This window comes from Ktedonospora formicarum, from assembly GCF_016587355.1.
Lineage (GTDB): Bacteria > Chloroflexota > Ktedonobacteria > Ktedonobacterales > Ktedonobacteraceae > Ktedonobacter > Ktedonobacter formicarum.
Map to the genome: position 1 here is coordinate 1,322,306 of NZ_BNJF01000001.1, position 17,146 is coordinate 1,339,451.

At 51.5% G+C, this 17,146-nt stretch carries 17 protein-coding genes; 10 read left to right on the top strand and 7 right to left on the bottom strand.

The genetic code is table 11. The features are described from left to right. Positions 1-122: 122 nt before the first annotated feature. From ybeY to K3T82_RS05715, 3 genes are all read left to right on the top strand, one after another. On the top strand, positions 123-686 hold the full coding sequence (gene ybeY / locus K3T82_RS05705; protein WP_220192520.1) for an rRNA maturation RNase YbeY: 564 nt from the start codon (positions 123-125) through the stop codon (positions 684-686). A 5-nt stretch (positions 687-691) separates the two neighbouring features. Then, entirely contained in the window at positions 692-1,108 is a 417-nt protein-coding gene (locus K3T82_RS05710) for a diacylglycerol kinase family protein (protein ID WP_220192521.1), read from the top strand. Positions 1,109-1,444: 336 nt separating this feature from the next. Beyond that, a complete protein-coding gene (locus K3T82_RS05715) occupies positions 1,445-2,347 on the top strand; it encodes a DMT family transporter (RefSeq protein ID WP_220192522.1) in 903 nt (300 codons plus the stop codon). Between the two features lie 139 nt (positions 2,348-2,486). Here the strand turns inward: K3T82_RS05715 and K3T82_RS05720 are convergent, their stop codons facing one another. The 6 genes from K3T82_RS05720 to K3T82_RS05745 form a co-directional block, all read right to left on the bottom strand. Next, positions 2,487-3,065, bottom strand: a complete 579-nt coding sequence (locus tag K3T82_RS05720) for a P-loop nucleotide/nucleoside kinase family protein (RefSeq protein WP_220192523.1) — start codon at positions 3,063-3,065, stop codon at positions 2,487-2,489. 162 nt (positions 3,066-3,227) lie between these two features. Beyond that, complete coding sequence (gene efp / locus K3T82_RS05725; protein WP_220192524.1) at positions 3,228-3,797, bottom strand: elongation factor P; 570 nt, start codon at positions 3,795-3,797, stop codon at positions 3,228-3,230. Between the two features lie 63 nt (positions 3,798-3,860). Then, a complete protein-coding gene (locus K3T82_RS05730; RefSeq protein WP_220192525.1) occupies positions 3,861-4,913 on the bottom strand; it encodes a THUMP domain-containing class I SAM-dependent methyltransferase in 1,053 nt (350 codons plus the stop codon). A gap of 371 nt (positions 4,914-5,284) precedes the next feature. Further along, positions 5,285-6,130 carry a hypothetical protein gene (locus tag K3T82_RS05735; protein ID WP_220192526.1) on the bottom strand — a complete coding sequence of 282 codons (846 nt, stop codon included), beginning with the start codon at positions 6,128-6,130 and terminating at the stop codon, positions 5,285-5,287. Between the two features lie 411 nt (positions 6,131-6,541). Beyond that, complete coding sequence (locus K3T82_RS05740; RefSeq protein WP_220192527.1) at positions 6,542-7,606, bottom strand: phosphotransferase family protein; 1,065 nt, start codon at positions 7,604-7,606, stop codon at positions 6,542-6,544. 99 nt (positions 7,607-7,705) lie between these two features. Then, positions 7,706-7,882, bottom strand: a complete 177-nt coding sequence (locus K3T82_RS05745; RefSeq protein WP_220192528.1) for a hypothetical protein — start codon at positions 7,880-7,882, stop codon at positions 7,706-7,708. Between the two features lie 344 nt (positions 7,883-8,226). Here K3T82_RS05745 and K3T82_RS05750 point away from each other — a divergent pair, with 344 nt between their 5' ends. From K3T82_RS05750 to K3T82_RS05770, 5 genes are all read left to right on the top strand, one after another. Beyond that, positions 8,227-8,691: a MerR family transcriptional regulator gene (locus tag K3T82_RS05750; protein ID WP_220192529.1), complete on the top strand. Its 465-nt coding sequence runs from the start codon at positions 8,227-8,229 to the stop codon at positions 8,689-8,691. Positions 8,692-8,844: 153 nt separating this feature from the next. Next, positions 8,845-10,218 carry an MFS transporter gene (locus K3T82_RS05755; protein ID WP_236031022.1) on the top strand — a complete coding sequence of 458 codons (1,374 nt, stop codon included), beginning with the start codon at positions 8,845-8,847 and terminating at the stop codon, positions 10,216-10,218. Continuing rightward, a complete protein-coding gene (locus K3T82_RS05760; protein ID WP_220192530.1) occupies positions 10,190-10,978 on the top strand; it encodes a lipoate--protein ligase family protein in 789 nt (262 codons plus the stop codon). Before K3T82_RS05755 ends, K3T82_RS05760 begins: the two co-directional genes overlap by 29 nt. A gap of 87 nt (positions 10,979-11,065) precedes the next feature. Next, the gene (locus K3T82_RS05765) at positions 11,066-11,896 is read left to right on the top strand and encodes a PIG-L deacetylase family protein (RefSeq protein ID WP_220192531.1); all 831 of its coding nucleotides are present in this window, start codon (positions 11,066-11,068) and stop codon (positions 11,894-11,896) included. Positions 11,897-12,149: 253 nt separating this feature from the next. After that, positions 12,150-13,736 (top strand): serine/threonine-protein kinase, encoded by a 1,587-nt coding sequence (locus K3T82_RS05770; protein WP_220192532.1) that lies wholly within the window; start codon positions 12,150-12,152, stop codon positions 13,734-13,736. A gap of 86 nt (positions 13,737-13,822) precedes the next feature. Here K3T82_RS05770 and K3T82_RS05775 read toward each other — a convergent pair whose 3' ends face one another. After that, a complete protein-coding gene (locus tag K3T82_RS05775) occupies positions 13,823-14,776 on the bottom strand; it encodes a hypothetical protein (RefSeq protein ID WP_220192533.1) in 954 nt (317 codons plus the stop codon). 442 nt (positions 14,777-15,218) lie between these two features. Here K3T82_RS05775 and K3T82_RS05780 point away from each other — a divergent pair, with 442 nt between their 5' ends. Both K3T82_RS05780 and K3T82_RS05785 read left to right on the top strand, forming a co-directional pair. Then, on the top strand, positions 15,219-15,527 hold the full coding sequence (locus tag K3T82_RS05780; protein WP_220192534.1) for a hypothetical protein: 309 nt from the start codon (positions 15,219-15,221) through the stop codon (positions 15,525-15,527). 33 nt (positions 15,528-15,560) lie between these two features. Further along, on the top strand, positions 15,561-17,132 hold the full coding sequence (locus K3T82_RS05785; protein ID WP_220192535.1) for an asparagine synthetase B family protein: 1,572 nt from the start codon (positions 15,561-15,563) through the stop codon (positions 17,130-17,132). Positions 17,133-17,146 lie beyond the last annotated feature (14 nt).

Sequence of the window (17,146 nt, forward strand, 5' to 3'; positions counted from 1 at the left end):
TGCTCGAACCCTGACCTCCATTTCCGCCATACATAACTTCGTGGAGATGGAGGTCGCTTTCTGCCCAGCTCACCGAAACAGCAGCAACAGAACAAAGGTCAACTATTTTTAGGAAAGAGATTATGCACGAACATCCTCTCATTGAGCTTTATGTAACAATTGAAGATGCTCAGCTCAGCGCGGAGATTGAGCAGGCCCTTGAACATGTCAATCTTGACGAGGTTGCCGAACGCACATTGCGCGAGGTGGGCATCACAGAGGAAATTATGCTCACCCTTCTTGTCACAGACGATAATGGTATCCGTGACATGAACAAACAGTATCGCGAGATCGACAAGCCAACTGATGTGCTTTCGTTCCCATTGCTCAATGAGCCACTGGTAAATGCTCCCGAGGATCAACTATGGCCACCACGTCCAGTGGAGGGTGAGACCCAGGCGAGCACGCCAGACTTCATCACCCCCCCTGGTAATGTGACCAACCTGGGCGATATCGTCATGTCCTGGCCCACACTGGAGCGGCAGGCGCGCGAAGCAGGGCATAGCACACTACATGAATGCCTCTACCTACTCTCACATGGTGTCCTGCATCTGGTTGGCTATGACGACCATACCGAAGCAGGCTACCAGGCAATGGTTAGTATTCAGCAACGCGTCCTCAACACCCTGACGCAGCGTAAGAGTTAATACATATGCAGCCTTCTACACCACCACCATATCGCCCCACGCCTGAGAAAAACGCGTGGGGCGCGTTTCTCGTCGGATTTAGATACGCCTTCAGCGGCATCAGTCATGTCATACGCACGCAGAGAAATATGCGCGTCCATATCGCCATTGGTCTCATTGCGGTCCTGGCTGGACTGCTTCTGGGACTCTCTCCGCTTGAGTTCGCTCTACTCTTTGTGACAATGATCTGTGTTTTCACCGCCGAGATGTTCAATACGGTATTTGAATTGTGTGTTGATCTAGCCTCGCCCCAATATCACCCACTTGCCAAGGTCGCGAAGGATGTTGCAGCAGGCGCGGTCCTGGTCAGTGCCATTCTGGCTGTGCTGGTAGGGGTCTGCCTCTTCGTACCCCATCTGTGGACGCTACTCTTCAGTAGATAAAAAGCTTTATGCCTTCCCTTAATCTGAAAGTGTCTGCTGACGCGTAGTACAACTCGCCATCTTATCATTGACAGTTTTTGATACAATTGGGGAGAGAAATTTCTCATATTTCAGCAGTAAGGAAAAACACACTGTGATCCATCCCGTGTTTCCCTATTCACATCTCCTTTGTTCTCCTCCTCCCGTCACCTCCCACTAGGGCAGGTAGAACGGTAGCAACATCACTCTAACACAGATATCTTATTGGTGCCTGTGCCGGACATTTATGCCATTTTCCTGCCCTCATGACAATGTTGAGAACTTCACCAAATTTGTCTTTTGAGGAAAGGATAATTTATGTCCTCCAAGCATACAACCCGCCGTGATTTCTTTTTTATCATCTGTGCCTCCATCTCCTGGGGCACAGTCGGTATCGCGAACCAACTGCTCTATGGATATAGCACAACCAATGCTCTATCATTATCATTCTGGCGCCTAGCTCTCGCGACCCCACTATTCTTTCTCGCGGGTGGGATAGTTTTACGTCGCCAACTCTTACACATCAAGGAGCGAGATCTCGGCATGATGATCCTAATGGGTTGTCTACTCGCTCTCTCTCAGGCATTCTATGTCGGAGCGATTGCTAACGCAGGCGTGAGTGTCTCAACCCTTATTGCCATTTGCGCTGCCCCTGTGATCATTGTACTGCTCTCGGTCCTTATCACGCGCGAGCGTCTGACGCCACTCACTCTCATCGCGCTTCTCGCGGCCCTTGGCGGAACAGGGCTACTTATGATGACTCGGCATCATGGTAGCGGAACAGTATCACTCTCAGGAATAGTATTCGCGTTTCTCTCTGCCTGCGGTTATGCTGGTTTTGTCTTCTGCGGACGCCTACTCACTGGTAGCTATCATCCGCTTCAGATCAGTACGATCTCATTTGGAGCCGGAACACTTCTGCTGCTGGTCTGTGCGTCATCGACCAACCTGGTAGTCACCTATCCAGTTGAGGGATGGATGTTGCTGCTGTACCTGGGGTGCATTCCTACGGCCCTGGGCTATGGCCTCTTTCAAGCGGGTATACGCTCGCTCTCAGCGACAGTCGCGAGTATCCTCACCATGTGCGAGCCTCTAACAGCGGCTATATTGGCGTGGTTTCTCTTTCATGAGGAGCTTGATCCGCTCGGCCTGCTTGGCGCAATCCTCTTGCTAGGAGCCATGGCAATTATCATGCTTATACCCAGAAAGTATATTGGGTAAGAACGGAGGACATCAATGGGGGAGGGAGAGAGGCATTGCTTTTCTCTCCCCCCGCGTCCAATAGAGGATACGGTACACGTTAAGCACCATTATTCTCAAGTGGCATTATAAAAAAGAGCATTATCAATGCCTATGACGCTTAATGAGCAAGCGAATTGGTGAGGGCCGTACGCACCTGCTGGAGCAGATTAGCATAACTCAAATTATCAGAGGTCGTGGTGTCGAACTCAATGATCCGACCACCAAGCGCAAGAGATTCAAGGCGCCCCCGCAAGATACGCTCTTTATTCTCCTCAAGCCATTCCATATCATTAAGGCCTGCGTGGCGTTCCGCAGATGCCACACGTTTTAGAAAGCGCTCTAGCAAGACCTCTCCATCTGCCTTACACATGATCTGCAACGGCTCAAAATCATGCATTCGCTTCAGGTCCGCTAGTTCAGCGCCACGCAATTTGGGATTACCAAAGAAAGCCTCGATCACTACTGACTGGCTCGCCGCCAGCAGAGATCCTGCGGAAGAATAGAGCAATGCGTACGCGGCATGGCCCAAACGTGGCGGAGTTGCGTCAACCGAGCATTCGAGCACATCGTAGAGGGTCGCATGAATACCATCCCGCGAGAAAACTGGCAAAGGCATATCTGTCGCGAGCCGCTTCGCAAGCGTACTCTTACCAGAACCAGGCAGGCCGTTCACAATCACCAATACAGGCTTTCCCATGAATAATGCACACCTTTCTATGGCCTCACATATGGAAGCTCACCAGTAGCCTTGCTCAGCACATATTTTCTACTACTATCTCAATAGACATACTAGAGACAGAGAGAGAAATAAGGCCATCCTCTAATGGAGGATGGCCTTAGAAAATGCTTCAGGAGTAATCTATGCCTTCACGCGCTCAACATACTGACCGGTACGTGTATCAATGCGGACCTTGTCGCCTGGATTTACAAAGAGTGGCACGTTGACAACGGTGCCAGTCTCCAGAGTAGCAGGCTTGGTTACGTTGTTCGCGGTATCACCGCGAACGCCTGGCTCAGCGCTCTCAACCAGCACCTCAACGAAGTTGGGGAGTTCAACGGCAATGATATTCTCGCCATCGACCAGCATCTCAACTTCATCCTGCTCCTTGAGGAACTTGATGGCATCACCCAACAGAGCCTTAGAGATTGGCTGCTGATCAAAGGTTTCGGTATTCATAAAGACGTATTCGTCGCCATCAACATAGAGAAATTGCCAGTTCTGATGCTCTACACGTACCTCGTCAATTTCCTCACCAGCGCGGAAGCGCTGCTCGATCACACGCCCATTGCGTAGGCTTTTGAGGCGTGTGCGCACAAAGGCACGCCAGTTTCCGGGGCTGACATGATGAAACTCACTAATACTGTATAGCTCGTTATTAAAGCGTATGACCATGCCGTTACGAAAATCGGCAGTCGTAGCGTTAGCCAAGGGTATACTCCTTCTTACTTCAGATAGTAATGCGATTGCATGCACTCACCATAGTATCATTGCTCAGGCACGCGCAGCAACAAAGATGCTCGCGGGCTGCCCCAGGACCACCAGGACGACCTTCTTAGAGACGCGCCAACCATGCTTGCGCAGAGCTGTCTCCCATAGGCGATCTTCGCTTGTCAACGCGACTAAAAGACCATCGGGGGTCAGGATGCGCTGGAACTCTTGCACAAGATCCATATAGAGTTTGACATTCTGCTCATGCGTCCCAATCTGCTTGCCAAAAGGCAGATTAGTAATGATCCTTGTCACACTCGCGGGCTCAAGGGAGAGATCGCGCGCATCCCAGGTTTCAATTCTGGCATCGACGTTCGCCGCACGCGCGTTGCGCCGGGCCATCCCTACCGCTTCAGGACGCAGATCACCACCCAGGAGGGTTTCATATGGCTCGGCAAGCGCACGCTCAATCAGGATTGTGCCCGCGCCACATAGCGGATCAAGCACCACGTCATCAGAAGTAGGACGTGAGAGCAAACTCATCGCAGCCGCTACGGTAGGGCGTAGGGAGGCAGGGAGGTGCTCATGCTTATAATTCCGGTGCCGCATACTTGCATCACTCAGACGCACCCCAATAAAAGCCTCACTACCACTAATCCAGATCCAAAACTCTATATCGGCATCATCTTTCACCTGACGCATGCCGCGTGGTAGCATCCGCTGCAAGGCCGCACCAACCGAATCGCCTGCGTCGATACGCCGAAACTCATGCGAGCCCCACTTCTGGCTCACCACCCGCCAGCTTCTCGGCAAGGAACCATGATGCGCTCGACGCCAGAGAGTCAGGGCCTGGGTCACGTCTGCGTTCAGAGTTGCCCCATGCACAGCTCGTAGCGCATTGCGTCCTGGTCCCAAACCCTTGATATGCGCCAGGGCCACAAAGACGTCTTCAGCCGTGCGCAACTCCAATAGTTCAGCCGGAGCGATATCTGTGCGAAAGAGAGCGATTCCGCGCGAAAACTTCACCAACTCAGCGTCCGCAATTCGCGCACGCACTTCGCCAAAGGCCAGCGTCTCCAGGCCCGGCATAGTCATCACATAAGAGAGATACGACATCCAATTACGATTTCTTTTTGTTATGCGTCTCAATCGCCTGCGTAAGGCCACTCCGAACACAAAACAGCCTTGCCCAGTAAGGGATCGGCATGTATGGAAAGTAGGGACGCTGACAATTGCATTATCTAGTGGAACAATCAAACCAGCTCTATGCGCGTACATGGAATGCATAAAGCAGGGGAACACAGCGTGACATGATATCACAAACCATGCTTAGAGGCAATAACACTAGACTACCTTCCGCCCAAAATAATAGTCAGCCTCCGTGTTGCGTAAGGTCAAGAAGGTATAAGCGAGGTTGCCCCTCATTCCCCAATAGTCTCGCTTATACCTCCTTGCGTTATCCATAATAGCGATACAGAAATCACGCATTAGCGGTTGTAGTGCATACCAGCATCGCCGGAGCCCCCAGGATAAGGCGTAGCTAGTAGCCGATTGATAAGCTGGGTATCATAGGCGAAACGGGCAAGGCGCTTCTTCTTGAGGTTCTCGCGCAAGATCCAGTTGATATCACTATCATTCCAAGCAGCACACTCACGCATGAGCGCAAACCCCTCATCAGGCGAAGCCGCCGTCGCCACACTCAGCGTATAGGCCAGAGTACGCCGTAGCGTGCGGAAATTCTCTTGCTTACGCTCAGGCAAGGGAACTTCGCGAGCGCGTGATAGCACCATACGTTGCAGATCGAGCGCGGCGCTTATCAATTGAGGCGAAACCAGAATATGAGGCTCAGCAAGTGTAGCGATTGCCGCGCGCTGTTGAAGGTAATCGCCGCACAGCGCCAGGGTACGCAGGTGCTTAAGCATACGCGGAACATTAGCAGGCAGCATATGCTGAAAGGCAATGGCGACTCCCTCACGTATGCGCCAATAGGGACTACACGCGTAATGGTCAAGCAGTTCCAGCATTTCCTCCTGCCACGTCGACTCAGAGGCCGCACAGGCCCCCGCCGCGATAATGCCGCAGAGAATGACGAACTCGGATGGGGTATTTCCCGACATCCACTTACGATCTCCATTCACAAAGTAGTGCAGCAAGGAGCGCACACTCTCAGGATAGCGAGCGATGGCAGCCGCCAGCAGAGTACTTACATCATTCGCCAGTTCCAGGTTCGCGCGCGGTCCAGGTAAGCGGCTATTCTCACGTAAATAAAACTCCAATGGTCGAGGATTACCTGTTAATGCCCTCTCTACCAGGGAAGACAACGTATCATGCATGACAAACCCGTCCTTGTAATCCACAACTAGGCTCAGCCAACATGCCTCTCGTCCCTCATTATCCCAGCGCATCAACCTCTTGCCACGCGAAAACAGAACCAGCACCATGCGAGAGTCTCGCGTAACTTGCTATACTCCTTATAAGAAAACCTGAGCGCTCCAGCGCTAGCTGCCGCTCAGGCAGCGTTGGTTTTCACATAAGACATGGCATACCGCGTGTTATCCTCCACCACTCGTTAAAGATAGAGAGGCTCGCATAACCTATTTTATCACAAGTTTTCGCTTTGTTTTCCTGCCATTCGCGTTCTTCTCGCCTGCCATGCCCTTCGAGGAATTGTTTTAGCCATACTTCAAACGCCGCTCTAGTAGAGTAGGGTAAGAGCAAGCCTTCTTACCCTACTCTACTAGATATTAAAGCTGGTTCAAGATAACCTCAGGCGCGATATACTGGCTCGCCCAATTCCGAAACGTCCACTCCTCAGGCCACCAACTCCACCCCTGGCGCTGGAAGAACTCCCAGAGAATCGCACGATCCAGCAGCATATAAACCGGGAAACGTCTGGCAAAACCAGAACGCAGCACTCGATGTCGTCGATATTCCTCAAAGAACGTGCCAGCTAATTGTGGGTCCTCATTGAGATACTCACCAATCGGACGCGAAAGGTCAGACTCGCCATCTCCAAAATGAGCCTGCATCAAATCAAACAGGCCACTTACCTGCCAGGAATTACTATGCTGAGTTACCACGAGATTGCCCTCCTTGTAATCTTCCATTAGAAAGCAGGGCTCATATGGTTCATCGAACGCTTCCTGGGCCTCAGCAATAAGTTCCTCGACCCAGGCAAGATCCTCTTGCGTAGTTGTGGCAGCATTGCATGTGTGCGCGCTAGCAAGACGATGACGAAGATGTCCCAGGACACGCTCGCTATAAGTAATGGTCTCTATATCACTTAAAGACTCCATAGAGAGCCAGGGAAATTCCTGTGTCCGTTCAAATAGCTCAACGGTCTCTCTAGCAGCATTATAGCGACCAGCAATAGGCCAAGTTAGCTCCTGCATATGGGCCATGTTCTTGCCAAGCGCACGCGCGATACCCAGTTTATCCGCTGTCCCTAGCTGTGCCTTGACCTGAGGATCTGCCAGCTGGAGCCCTGACATACGCGGCATAAGCACAAAGCTCCAACCAAAGATCTCAGGTGAGGTCTCAACAAGATACGGCCAGGGAACCGGAACGCTTGTTCGCTTATAGAGTTGGCGTGCAAAAAACTGCTCGGTTGGAAACTGCCACCAGATATGGGGGCACCCACGCAAGACATACTCTCCCGTGGTACTGGTGACAAAGACATTTTGTCCAAAATTGCCGAAGGGAATGGCTTCGGCATGCAAGAAGCACCCCAGATGGAAATGGTCCAGGGCAGCTTGAAATTGCTCATCTGCAATCTTACCAAGGCGCTGAGAATATATTCGTTCCGCCATGTTGGATAGGCTCCTTATATATGGGGATATACACATTGAGGAGATCTCTTCCCTACAAAAGAGAAAAGATCGAAGCTAATTGATAGGGTGCGAAGGAGGTTACGCGACCGCCATTATCGCCGCGCCACTCGCGATGATAAGCGCCGCATCTTGCTTGGAGGAGATTGAGGGGATTGATGAATAGTAGATAACACGTTTGTAGTGAAGTGGAGGAGCATAGCAATATGCAGCCTGGGATAAGGCCCATACATGCCTGAAAGTATAAACACTCTTCACTGGCTGCTCCTGTTACTACAAAACATTGATGTGTATAGAGACGATAATATCTTACGTGCATCGGAAAGTCAAGCGCTTATATCGCGATACGAGGTCATTTTATTCGCAACAGGAGACCTATGAACTTCCCACTAGCTTCGTGGCAGAGGCAAAGGCCAGCAACAAGTGCTTTTTTTACTAAAGCTATGTATGAGAGGAAACCACTATTCGGCCAAACAAAATAGAGAGAGACTTTATGATCAACCTTGACGTTAACGTCAAGGTTATGCTATACTGTGGATGTCTCCTGATACGACGCATTGAGCGTCTCCTACTTGCTATTTGGAAAGGTCAATTTGTCCGCCGTGAGCGAGCCAACTTCAACACAAGCCTCTTCATGCTATAGTATCGAGCAGGTCGCGACCCGCACCGGCCTGACGAAGCGGACCCTGCGGTACTACGAAGAAATGGGTCTCCTGCCCCCTGCCGAACGTACTGAGGGTAATTACCGCCGCTATAGCGAGGAAGATATTCAACGCCTGGAACGAGTCAAAGAGCTTCGCGACCTGCTTGGCTTCTCTCTCAGCGAAATCCGCGAGATCTTGAATGTGGAAGAAGAGCGTGGCACAATTCGCGAGGCATTTCGCGTTGAGACAGATGAGAACGCAAAAGTTGCGCACCTTGACCGCGCGGACGAACTGATTCTACAACAAATCGGGCTGGTGGAGCAGAAAATCGCGGCGCTGGAGCAGATGCGTGCCTCCCTCTATACGAAGCTGGAACGTCATCGGGAAAAGAAACAAGTCCTCAATCATCTTCATAATAATTAAAAACAACGTGGTTTGGGTCTAGATACCTCTTTATTGATGTAACTGGGTTTGTCTTCACTATACCTAATATGCCTGTATTCAGGTACCCTATGCTGCACTTGAAGAGCAGTTCTTCATCTGAATACCCAAAGCTAGAAATGGATTTATCTTCACTTGATTCAATCATCTATCACACAGCAGAAGGAGTTAGAAGGTCAGGGAATAACACAGAAAGTTCGGGAGGTAGAAGAAGCCACCGAACGCACTGTCATTGAAGTAGAACGTAAGGCGCGCCGTCGCCTACGAACCTTCGACGCTCTCAAACACCGCAACTTTCGCCTCTTCTGGTTTGGACAACTTGTTTCCCTGATTGGAACATGGATGCAGACCATCGGGCAGGAATGGTTGGTCCTACAATTGACACATAGCCCGCTGGCTCTTGGTATCGTTGGTGCCTTGCAGTTCTTACCCATTATGTTGTTCGCTCTCTTTGGCGGCTTGGTCGCGGACAGGCTACCAAAGCGACGCGTTCTGCTTTTTACTCAGTCCTTCGCAATGCTTCAGGCTGCAGTCATGGCAATTCTGGTCACCACCGGACATATCCAGATCTGGCATGTCTATATCCTGGCTTTTCTGCTCGGCTGTACCAACGCCATTGATATGCCTTCTCGCCAATCATTCATATCTGAACTGGTAGGGCGCGATGATCTGGCAAACGCCATCGGGCTCAATTCATCGCTCTTCAATATGGCACGCATAGTTGGTCCTGGCCTTGGCGGGCTACTCATTGCCTGGTTTGGTACATCCTTCCTCTTTGTCATCAACGCCGTAAGCTTTGTGCCCGTGATCACTGGCCTGGCGCTGATTGACATCAGCAGACTCTATGCCTCTCCTAGACGCCAGGCCCAACCAACGTCAGCTCAGGGCACACTTAAAAGCCTGAGAGAAGGCCTCAGCTACATCAAGCAGACACCGATTGTCCTGCTAACTATTGCTGTTGTCGGAGCAGTTTCGCTCTTCGGTATTAACTTTAATGTGGTCCTGCCGCTTTTCGCAACCACCATTCTTAAGGTAGGACCGAGTGGTTATGGCTTCCTCTCGTCCTGCTACGGTATCGGTTCGCTGGTCGCGGCCCTTTGGATAGCCTCGCGGGGTAAACGCCCACCACTGAAGCAGATCTTATTGGCCTGTATCGCCTTCTCGGTGTTAGAGATGGTCTTCTCGCTTTCGAATCTCCCCGCGCTTTCGTTCGTGCTCATCGCCCTGGTTGGAGCCACACAGATCAGTTTTTCGGCGGCGGCCAACACTACGCTCCAGACCATGACACCAGATCATTTGCGTGGTAGAATAATGAGCGTTTACACCCTGGTCTTTGTGGGGAGTATCCCTATCGGTAATCTCTTCACAGGAGGGCTTGCCAATACCTTTGGTGCGTCCGTTTCGTTACTGGCAGGAGGCGCAATCAGTCTCATTGCCGCCATTATTGGTTGGTTCAAGCGCGCACCCGCGGAGCAATACCTTGAGCAAAGCAGAACCGTTCGTTCATGAGTGGATCTCCCACCCACTCACCATCGCTGATCAACAAACACATATTGACCGCTATGAGCGACTCTTTGACAACGCTCAGCCAGGAGACCCGGCCCAACTCTACTGGTCCCTGGCTGAGCGCCCGAGCCTGGTCCTGGGTCTCTCACAGAAGATAGAGAGCCTTAATCAGACCGCGTTAAGCGAACTGGGCCTGCCAGTCTACCGCCGAAGAGCAGGTGGCACAACGGTCCTGGTAGGACCGGACCTGCTCTGTCTCGACGTGATTCTTCCGGCGGAGCATCCGCTTATCATTAGTGATATTGTCGAGTCATACAGATGGTTTGGCGAAGCCTGGGTTCAAGCGCTTCACACGTTTGGTATCGAGACACGCGCGATCCCCACCAAAGAAGCGCACGCCGAGCGAGAGCGCCTGAAACAGCCAGAGACCCACGAATATGAGTCTTTGATGAACCGGGCTTGCTATGGTACACTCTCCCCGTATGAAGTCGTAGTGGGGTTGCGCAAGGTCGTTGGGCTGTGTATGGTACGTCGCCGCCAGGGAAGCCTCCTACAGGCAGGCGTCGTACTCAAATGGGATTGCGAACCTTTGGCGCGCGTACTAGGACGAACTTCCCAGGAGCAGGAGATCCTGCGCACAGGTTTGCCTGAGCGAGCCATAGGGCTGAATCACCTCAGCGCCAATCCGCCTGGAATAAATGCTCTCATCGATGCGTTTGAAGAAGTGATTGCTCCGCAACTCCTGACCAGAGCTAGCGCTTGAGAGCAGTCTATCCGATCATATACAAAATACGCACGTTATTTTATAAGACCACAATGTACTTACAAACATCTACGAGAGGAACCTACTATGGGAGATAGAAACGCCCCTGGAGCCGTTCAAGTTATCACCGAACCCGATTACGAGGCCATGATTATTGGTGCTCATCCTGACGACGACGATTTTGGCGCGGGCGCGACAAGCGCGCTCTGGGCCAAGCAAGGTAAGAAGGTCGTCTGGGTCGTTATGACTAACGGCGTCGAGGGTGGCGAAGCCCCAGATATGGACGATGAAGAGTTCATGCTGACCCGCGAGCAGGAACAGCGCGCAGCCGCTGAAGTCTATGGCGTCAAGGCTGTCGAGTTTCTGCGCTTCCCCGATGGGCATCTGACCAATAACGAGGAGACACGCAAGGCTATTGTACGTCTGATCCGCAAGTATCGCCCGCGCGTTGTGCTTACACATGATCCCTCCACATTTCTCATGGCTCCCGATCCTAACGAGGAACCTGAAGCCACTGGTCATATCAACCATCCCGATCATCGCGCAACCGGAAGCATTGTGCTGGATGCGATCTTCCCATATGTGGGCAACCCACGCTCGTATCGCGATCTCATCGCCCAGGGCTATATGCCATATCGCGTCCATGAGCTCTATCTCTTCTACACAGAGCGCTCAAACACCTACGTCGATGTCACCGAGACCATTGACATCAAAGCACAGGGTCTCAAGTGCCATGTCACGCAATTTGGTCCCGATGTCGACTTTTCTTCCTCATTGCGCGAGCGCGCGGCAAAAACCGCAAAAGAAGCCAAAGAGAAACTCAACCTGGATATGCAATTCGCTGAGGCTTTCCGCCGCGTCAAACTACATATCCCGCCAACACCCGCCGATGAAGCCCCCACAGAAGTAGCTGAGTAGACGCAAAAAATAAGCAAAAGGACTGGCACATATTGTTGTGCCAGTCCTTTTGCTTGCCCTTAAGACTTCCTTCACGCATCATTCACAATTTTCCTGCCTCTACCTGCTACGATATATGGAGCTTGACACTTATAAAATGATTTTGATAATCTAAAAGACAAGTATGCACCAAATTCCATATCACAACTATCTACCCCATTATAAGAGTGATATATACATCCCCTGATACTCTATCTAGAGAAAGGCGCAAGCGATGAAAGCCATTGGAGAGTATATCGATAACTATCGAATAATAGCTGTCCAGGCAGATACACCAACCTCTACTCTATACATCGTCGAGCATACCTATGAGAACTCAGGAACACTGGCGCTTAAAAGCTGGAAAATGTATGACGCGACCTCAGCATACTACTCTACATTCAGCGAACAGGTTCTAGGGTTGATGAAGCTTAAGCTTCCCCATTGCTTACCAATTCTAGATTATGGAATCGACGAAGATGACCGTCCCTACTTGATTTTGCCAGAGGAGGCTCTAAGCCTTCAAACACTACAGCAGCGCCTGAAGCACGATGACATTGAGCCAGTCACGGAAGATACCTCACGCAAGATTCTAGGGCAGGTAGGCACTGTCCTGGTAATCGCGCACCAGGAAGCCATTGTACATGGTGCACTCTCACCCGAGGCAATCCTACTTACACCAGAGAATGAAGTTCTAGTCTCATTTGCGCCACTGATCACAAGCACCGTAGGGCTGCGAAGCTCTTTCGATCCTCTCTACCAGCCACCAGAAAATACAATGACACGTTTAAGCGACCAGTTCGCGCTAGGAGGATTGGCGGGCGAACTCCTCATCGATTATCGAACAGGTCCTACCATTGACGCACCCACAGAACATGCGATCTCGCAGGCTCAATCACCAGACCCAGGGCAACGCTTCAGATCAGTGCGCCACTTTCTGCAACACCTGGGCATCCAGATTGCTCTCAATGAAGATCAGTCAGAATATGAACTATTATCATTCATCTCACATCAAACTACACAGCCGCCATATGCACAATCTGCTCCTCCATCACCCCCCAACCAGAAACAACTAGTCTACTGGGTAGCCGCCATTGCCGCCATCCTACTTCTGATAGGTGGCTTCATTTGGAATGTGAACTATGGGCATCAGCAGACCCTTTTTGAACAGGCTACAGCGACCAGCGTAAGCCAGACAGCGATTGTGGCTCAGAAGACAATAAGTTCCGCAAACCAGGCAACGACAATAGCAGAGCATGCGACCGCAACCGTCGCCGCAAAAACATACCCTTTCAGCGCGAATGTTGCCTTTCACGATGACCTGACAAAACTAAATGCAAGCTGGGATGGCACGGGCTGTGGATTTGGGGGTGAAGGCTACTTCCTAAAAGCGGATAAGAACTATTTTGTGGGCTGCCCTCGCTTGGGAACAGAGACAGAAACAAACTACACATTTCAAATCATCTTCAAGAATTTTCAAGGTAGTCCAGCAGGCAGCATTGGTTTGTTATTCGATGCGAAGACTCAGCTCGGTGCAAATAGTGGAAGTATGTTTCTCATCGACAAAGATGGCAACTATGGAATCTACAATATTGCTCTCATTGGCGGAACTCCTTCTCAAAGTGGAAAAATCTCATTTCCGTTAAAGTTTCCGCTCCGCATTGGCATGGTAGCACGATCAAACGGGTGTACATTCTATGTAAATGGCACACAGGTAGAAGATATAGGATGGTCTTGCAAAGGCTCGCTTGGAGCCGCCGCACTCGGACTCAGGGAAGCAACCATGACCTATTTCGTAGAGGCAGAACTCTGGAATCTATGAGAGATCGATCTTACCCAGGCAACACAAGAGAGCATGTCAGAAGTTCTGACATGCTCTCTTGTGTTGCCTGGATCATTCACATTACATCATTTCGGTTCGACTATGACGGCGAAACCAGCCCAATACTTATTAAAGGTGTTGATATCCATTACCTGCATGTTCAGCTTTGAGGAGTCTGTGAGGTAGACACTTTTGCTATTACCTCCCCTGGCAATCAGGAGGTGCCCACCGGACCAGCGTTCGGGAGGGAAGCCAATGATAATGGGACGACCACTATTGCCAATACGAATCAGGTCTTGCGCCGTCGGCTTGTTCAGCCATGTTGTTTTAAAGTTGAAGCGCGCGACCGTTCGATCAATGCCCTTCGGTTCCAAGAGCCCTAACTCAGGTGTTATGGCATGAACAGCAGTCTCAGCATTCAGAATATCAGTAATGCGATACTGCTTACCCGTCTTATTCATGGTATTATATGCATTAATCACTTCCGTCATCGCGGCAGTGGAACAGGCAGAATAGGCCCAGGTTTTATATTCCTGGTCATTCCGGTACTGCGCGGGATCGAGTTGGCTGAGTCGAACCATTGAGCTTGAAGCTCGAATCGTTTCCTTGATCGTTGGCGTCGTTGAGGAGGCAGGGGGCGAGGCTGAGACGGCCACGTCAGGCCATTGCTGTTGGAGGAGGGTTGGAGAGGAAAAGACATGCGACCAGAGCCAGATGCCCGCAACAATCACCGTTCCAAGAATAAGCAAAGCTCCAAAGAGCGAGCGACTAGAAAACGAGCCGCGAACACCCGCCCAGGAGAGCGCGCCTACACGCGGCTCCCATTGATACTCATAATGGGTCTGTAGAATCGGACGCCGCGAACGAGTAGTCCGGCCACGAACATCGCTCATAAGGGCCCGCGAAGCACGACGATTCCTACTATTCACATAGGAGATTGGTCGCTCATCCGAGTCTGAATGGTGAGAACGTGGTGAGAGAAACAGCCCACAGAGGATCGCGACAGCCGCGATAAGGAGGATGAATATAGGAACAAACATCCATGTACTCCAGTGTTTTCAGCACTTCCTAATTAAGAACTTCAATGTAACGATGTACTGCTCTGCTGAGCGCTGGCAGTCATCCCAGAAGGGATTCAAATGCCCACATTGCTTGTAGCGCCCTGTTTGCTCTAAGGCTACTATACATTACCATTGATCGAAACGCAATGTACGCACCCGCAGCCATCACAAGTACTATACCATATGATTTCTTAGGATTTCAAAGAAATCCACAGCATCTCTTCGCGCCTTAGCCACTTGTCTCCCTTTATCCAGGCTGCCAGCTCCCCCCTTCTCTCCCCTATCCAAGTAGCGACAGACCATTCCTCAGAAGCATGGGTCCTTCAACGAAGCCGCATAGCGGCCTGCGTTGGTCAGCAGAACAGGATAACCTGTGTCAGCCCTTACTTGGTAAGGGCTGACACAGTCATGGAAATGCGCTATGATACGCTCAACATATCACGCGAAAGGGCGACACAGCATGTATATCTACTATGTCTTACGCGGTAAACGAGGTGACGAGATCGTCGAATTTGACGATGACATTGAGCAGGATACTTTCTCCGGTATCGATCTAACAGAAGGGCTGGATGTCATCCAGCATATTACGAACAAGCTACACGCCGATGAGCAAAATATCGAATGGAACGAATGCGATCTCACCAACGAATACTTTGATCGCGAGGATAGCTATATTTTCTATCAGCAGCGCTGGATAAGGCGCTCGGAGACCCCCTGGCGCAAGGAGTAACAAGCTCCAGTTAGCGCGAAATGAGGTGAGATCATGGCGGTACTCGCAGGATGGATTACCAGCGAGCAGGTTCCTTTAGAGACGATAGAGCAAGTATTAACAAGCATGGGCAACGCACTGGAGCGTGCTGGTGGAACCCCAGCGCGCTCTGCCCAACCCGGCGCGGGTATTCTCTCCTTCTCTGACACAGCTTATGCTACACGCCAGAACGATGATCCTCCCCTGCTAGACTGGACGCCTGAGCGCCGCACGCTGGTCTACAGGCGTCCAGTCTCAGGACAGCACCCGCTCTACTACATTGAGGATTGGCCCGCGCAGGGAAACCTGCTCTTCGCCAGCGAGATCAAGGCACTGCTCGCGGTAGGTATACCGCGCCGCCTACGCCCAGCAGGATTGGCGGCTCTCCTGCGCTATGGCTTTCTTCCCGCACCCTGGACCCTCTTTGAAGATATCAACATTGTTCCCGCTGGTTCACATCTCCGCTGGCAGCACACGCGCCTAATCATTAGCCCGCCAGTTGCCCCCTCCTCCGAAGTCACAACACCCACTAGACCAGACCAGATACGCGACCAGCTACAGGAGATCGTGTCAGGCCTGATTCCACCTCATCCACAACCAATAGTAGGCTATACTGGCGGCGACACGGACTCCACACTGGCTCTTGCACTTGCGGCTTACGCCAGTGAGAACACTAGCCAGCAACCTCTTACACTCACATCATTTGACTATAAGCAAAGCAGAGATATAAAAAGGCGCGCATACTTACGGGATTTGAGTCAGCACTGGCAAAGCCAATTGCTAGAAGTAGGAGGAGTGGACCAGCCTGAGTTCTGGCACGCAACCCTCTATGCGACCGAAACCCCTTGTCTGGATACACGCTTGCTCGCCTGGCACCAGTTACTCCATACCAGCGCCCTCGAAACAGGAGCACGCGTAGCGTTCTGTGGTCTGGGAGGATCATCTCATCTGGAAACCGCAGCTCAGCCGCCTATGTCAGACCCTCTCAGCGCTTATGCCCAGACACAGCAAGAGGCGCTTGCATATGACCTCTTCTCCTACTTTACCTCAGATTTACGTGAAGCCATCCACGGAACGGAGCCATGGGAGCTAACAACGCATGCACGCCGCCTCGCGCGCCTCGCTGAGCAGCTACCACATTCAGAACAGCGCCAAACCTACCTGGACAGGCACTTGCGGCTGCCAGATGGCCTTGTAGCTCCTATCACAAAACTCGCACAGCAAGAGCACATTGCTCTACACTCGCCTTACCTACACCCACATCTGCTCTCCTCCCTATCTCCGATGCCCGCCAGAGACATACTAGCCGGTGTACTTCCGGATGGAGCTTCTCCACTCCTAACAAATGAACAAGCCTCCCTCACGCTCCCCTGTGCCTCACTCTGGCAAGTTGAACATTCCGAACTCCTCCAATCACTGCTCTCAGTGGAGGCTTTGCGCGCTACGGGGCTCTTCGATGCACAAGCGGTTCAACAACTTCTCCGCCAGCCACCACCCCCACACATCAGCACCAGTGGGCGCCATCCCCTTGTCGCTATCGTCACACTTCAGTTGTGGTGCCAACTTTATGGCGTCTCTTGGTCATAACAGAAACGCCGCTT

Excerpts from the sequence above, each read along its gene's own strand:
- ybeY (WP_220192520.1), top strand. The coding sequence starts at position 123 with ATGCACGAACATCCTCTCATTGAGCTTTATGTAACAATTGAAGATGCT.
- K3T82_RS05710 (WP_220192521.1), top strand. The coding sequence starts at position 692 with ATGCAGCCTTCTACACCACCACCATATCGCCCCACGCCTGAGAAAAAC.
- K3T82_RS05715 (WP_220192522.1), top strand. The coding sequence starts at position 1,445 with ATGTCCTCCAAGCATACAACCCGCCGTGATTTCTTTTTTATCATCTGT.
- K3T82_RS05720 (WP_220192523.1), bottom strand. The coding sequence starts at position 3,065 with ATGGGAAAGCCTGTATTGGTGATTGTGAACGGCCTGCCTGGTTCTGGT.
- K3T82_RS05730 (WP_220192525.1), bottom strand. The coding sequence starts at position 4,913 with ATGTCGTATCTCTCTTATGTGATGACTATGCCGGGCCTGGAGACGCTG.
- K3T82_RS05735 (WP_220192526.1), bottom strand. The coding sequence starts at position 6,130 with ATGCATGATACGTTGTCTTCCCTGGTAGAGAGGGCATTAACAGGTAAT.
- K3T82_RS05740 (WP_220192527.1), bottom strand. The coding sequence starts at position 7,606 with ATGGCGGAACGAATATATTCTCAGCGCCTTGGTAAGATTGCAGATGAG.
- K3T82_RS05765 (WP_220192531.1), top strand. The coding sequence starts at position 11,066 with ATGGGAGATAGAAACGCCCCTGGAGCCGTTCAAGTTATCACCGAACCC.
- K3T82_RS05770 (WP_220192532.1), top strand. The coding sequence starts at position 12,150 with ATGAAAGCCATTGGAGAGTATATCGATAACTATCGAATAATAGCTGTC.
- K3T82_RS05775 (WP_220192533.1), bottom strand. The coding sequence starts at position 14,776 with ATGTTTGTTCCTATATTCATCCTCCTTATCGCGGCTGTCGCGATCCTC.
- K3T82_RS05780 (WP_220192534.1), top strand. The coding sequence starts at position 15,219 with ATGATACGCTCAACATATCACGCGAAAGGGCGACACAGCATGTATATC.
- K3T82_RS05785 (WP_220192535.1), top strand. The coding sequence starts at position 15,561 with ATGGCGGTACTCGCAGGATGGATTACCAGCGAGCAGGTTCCTTTAGAG.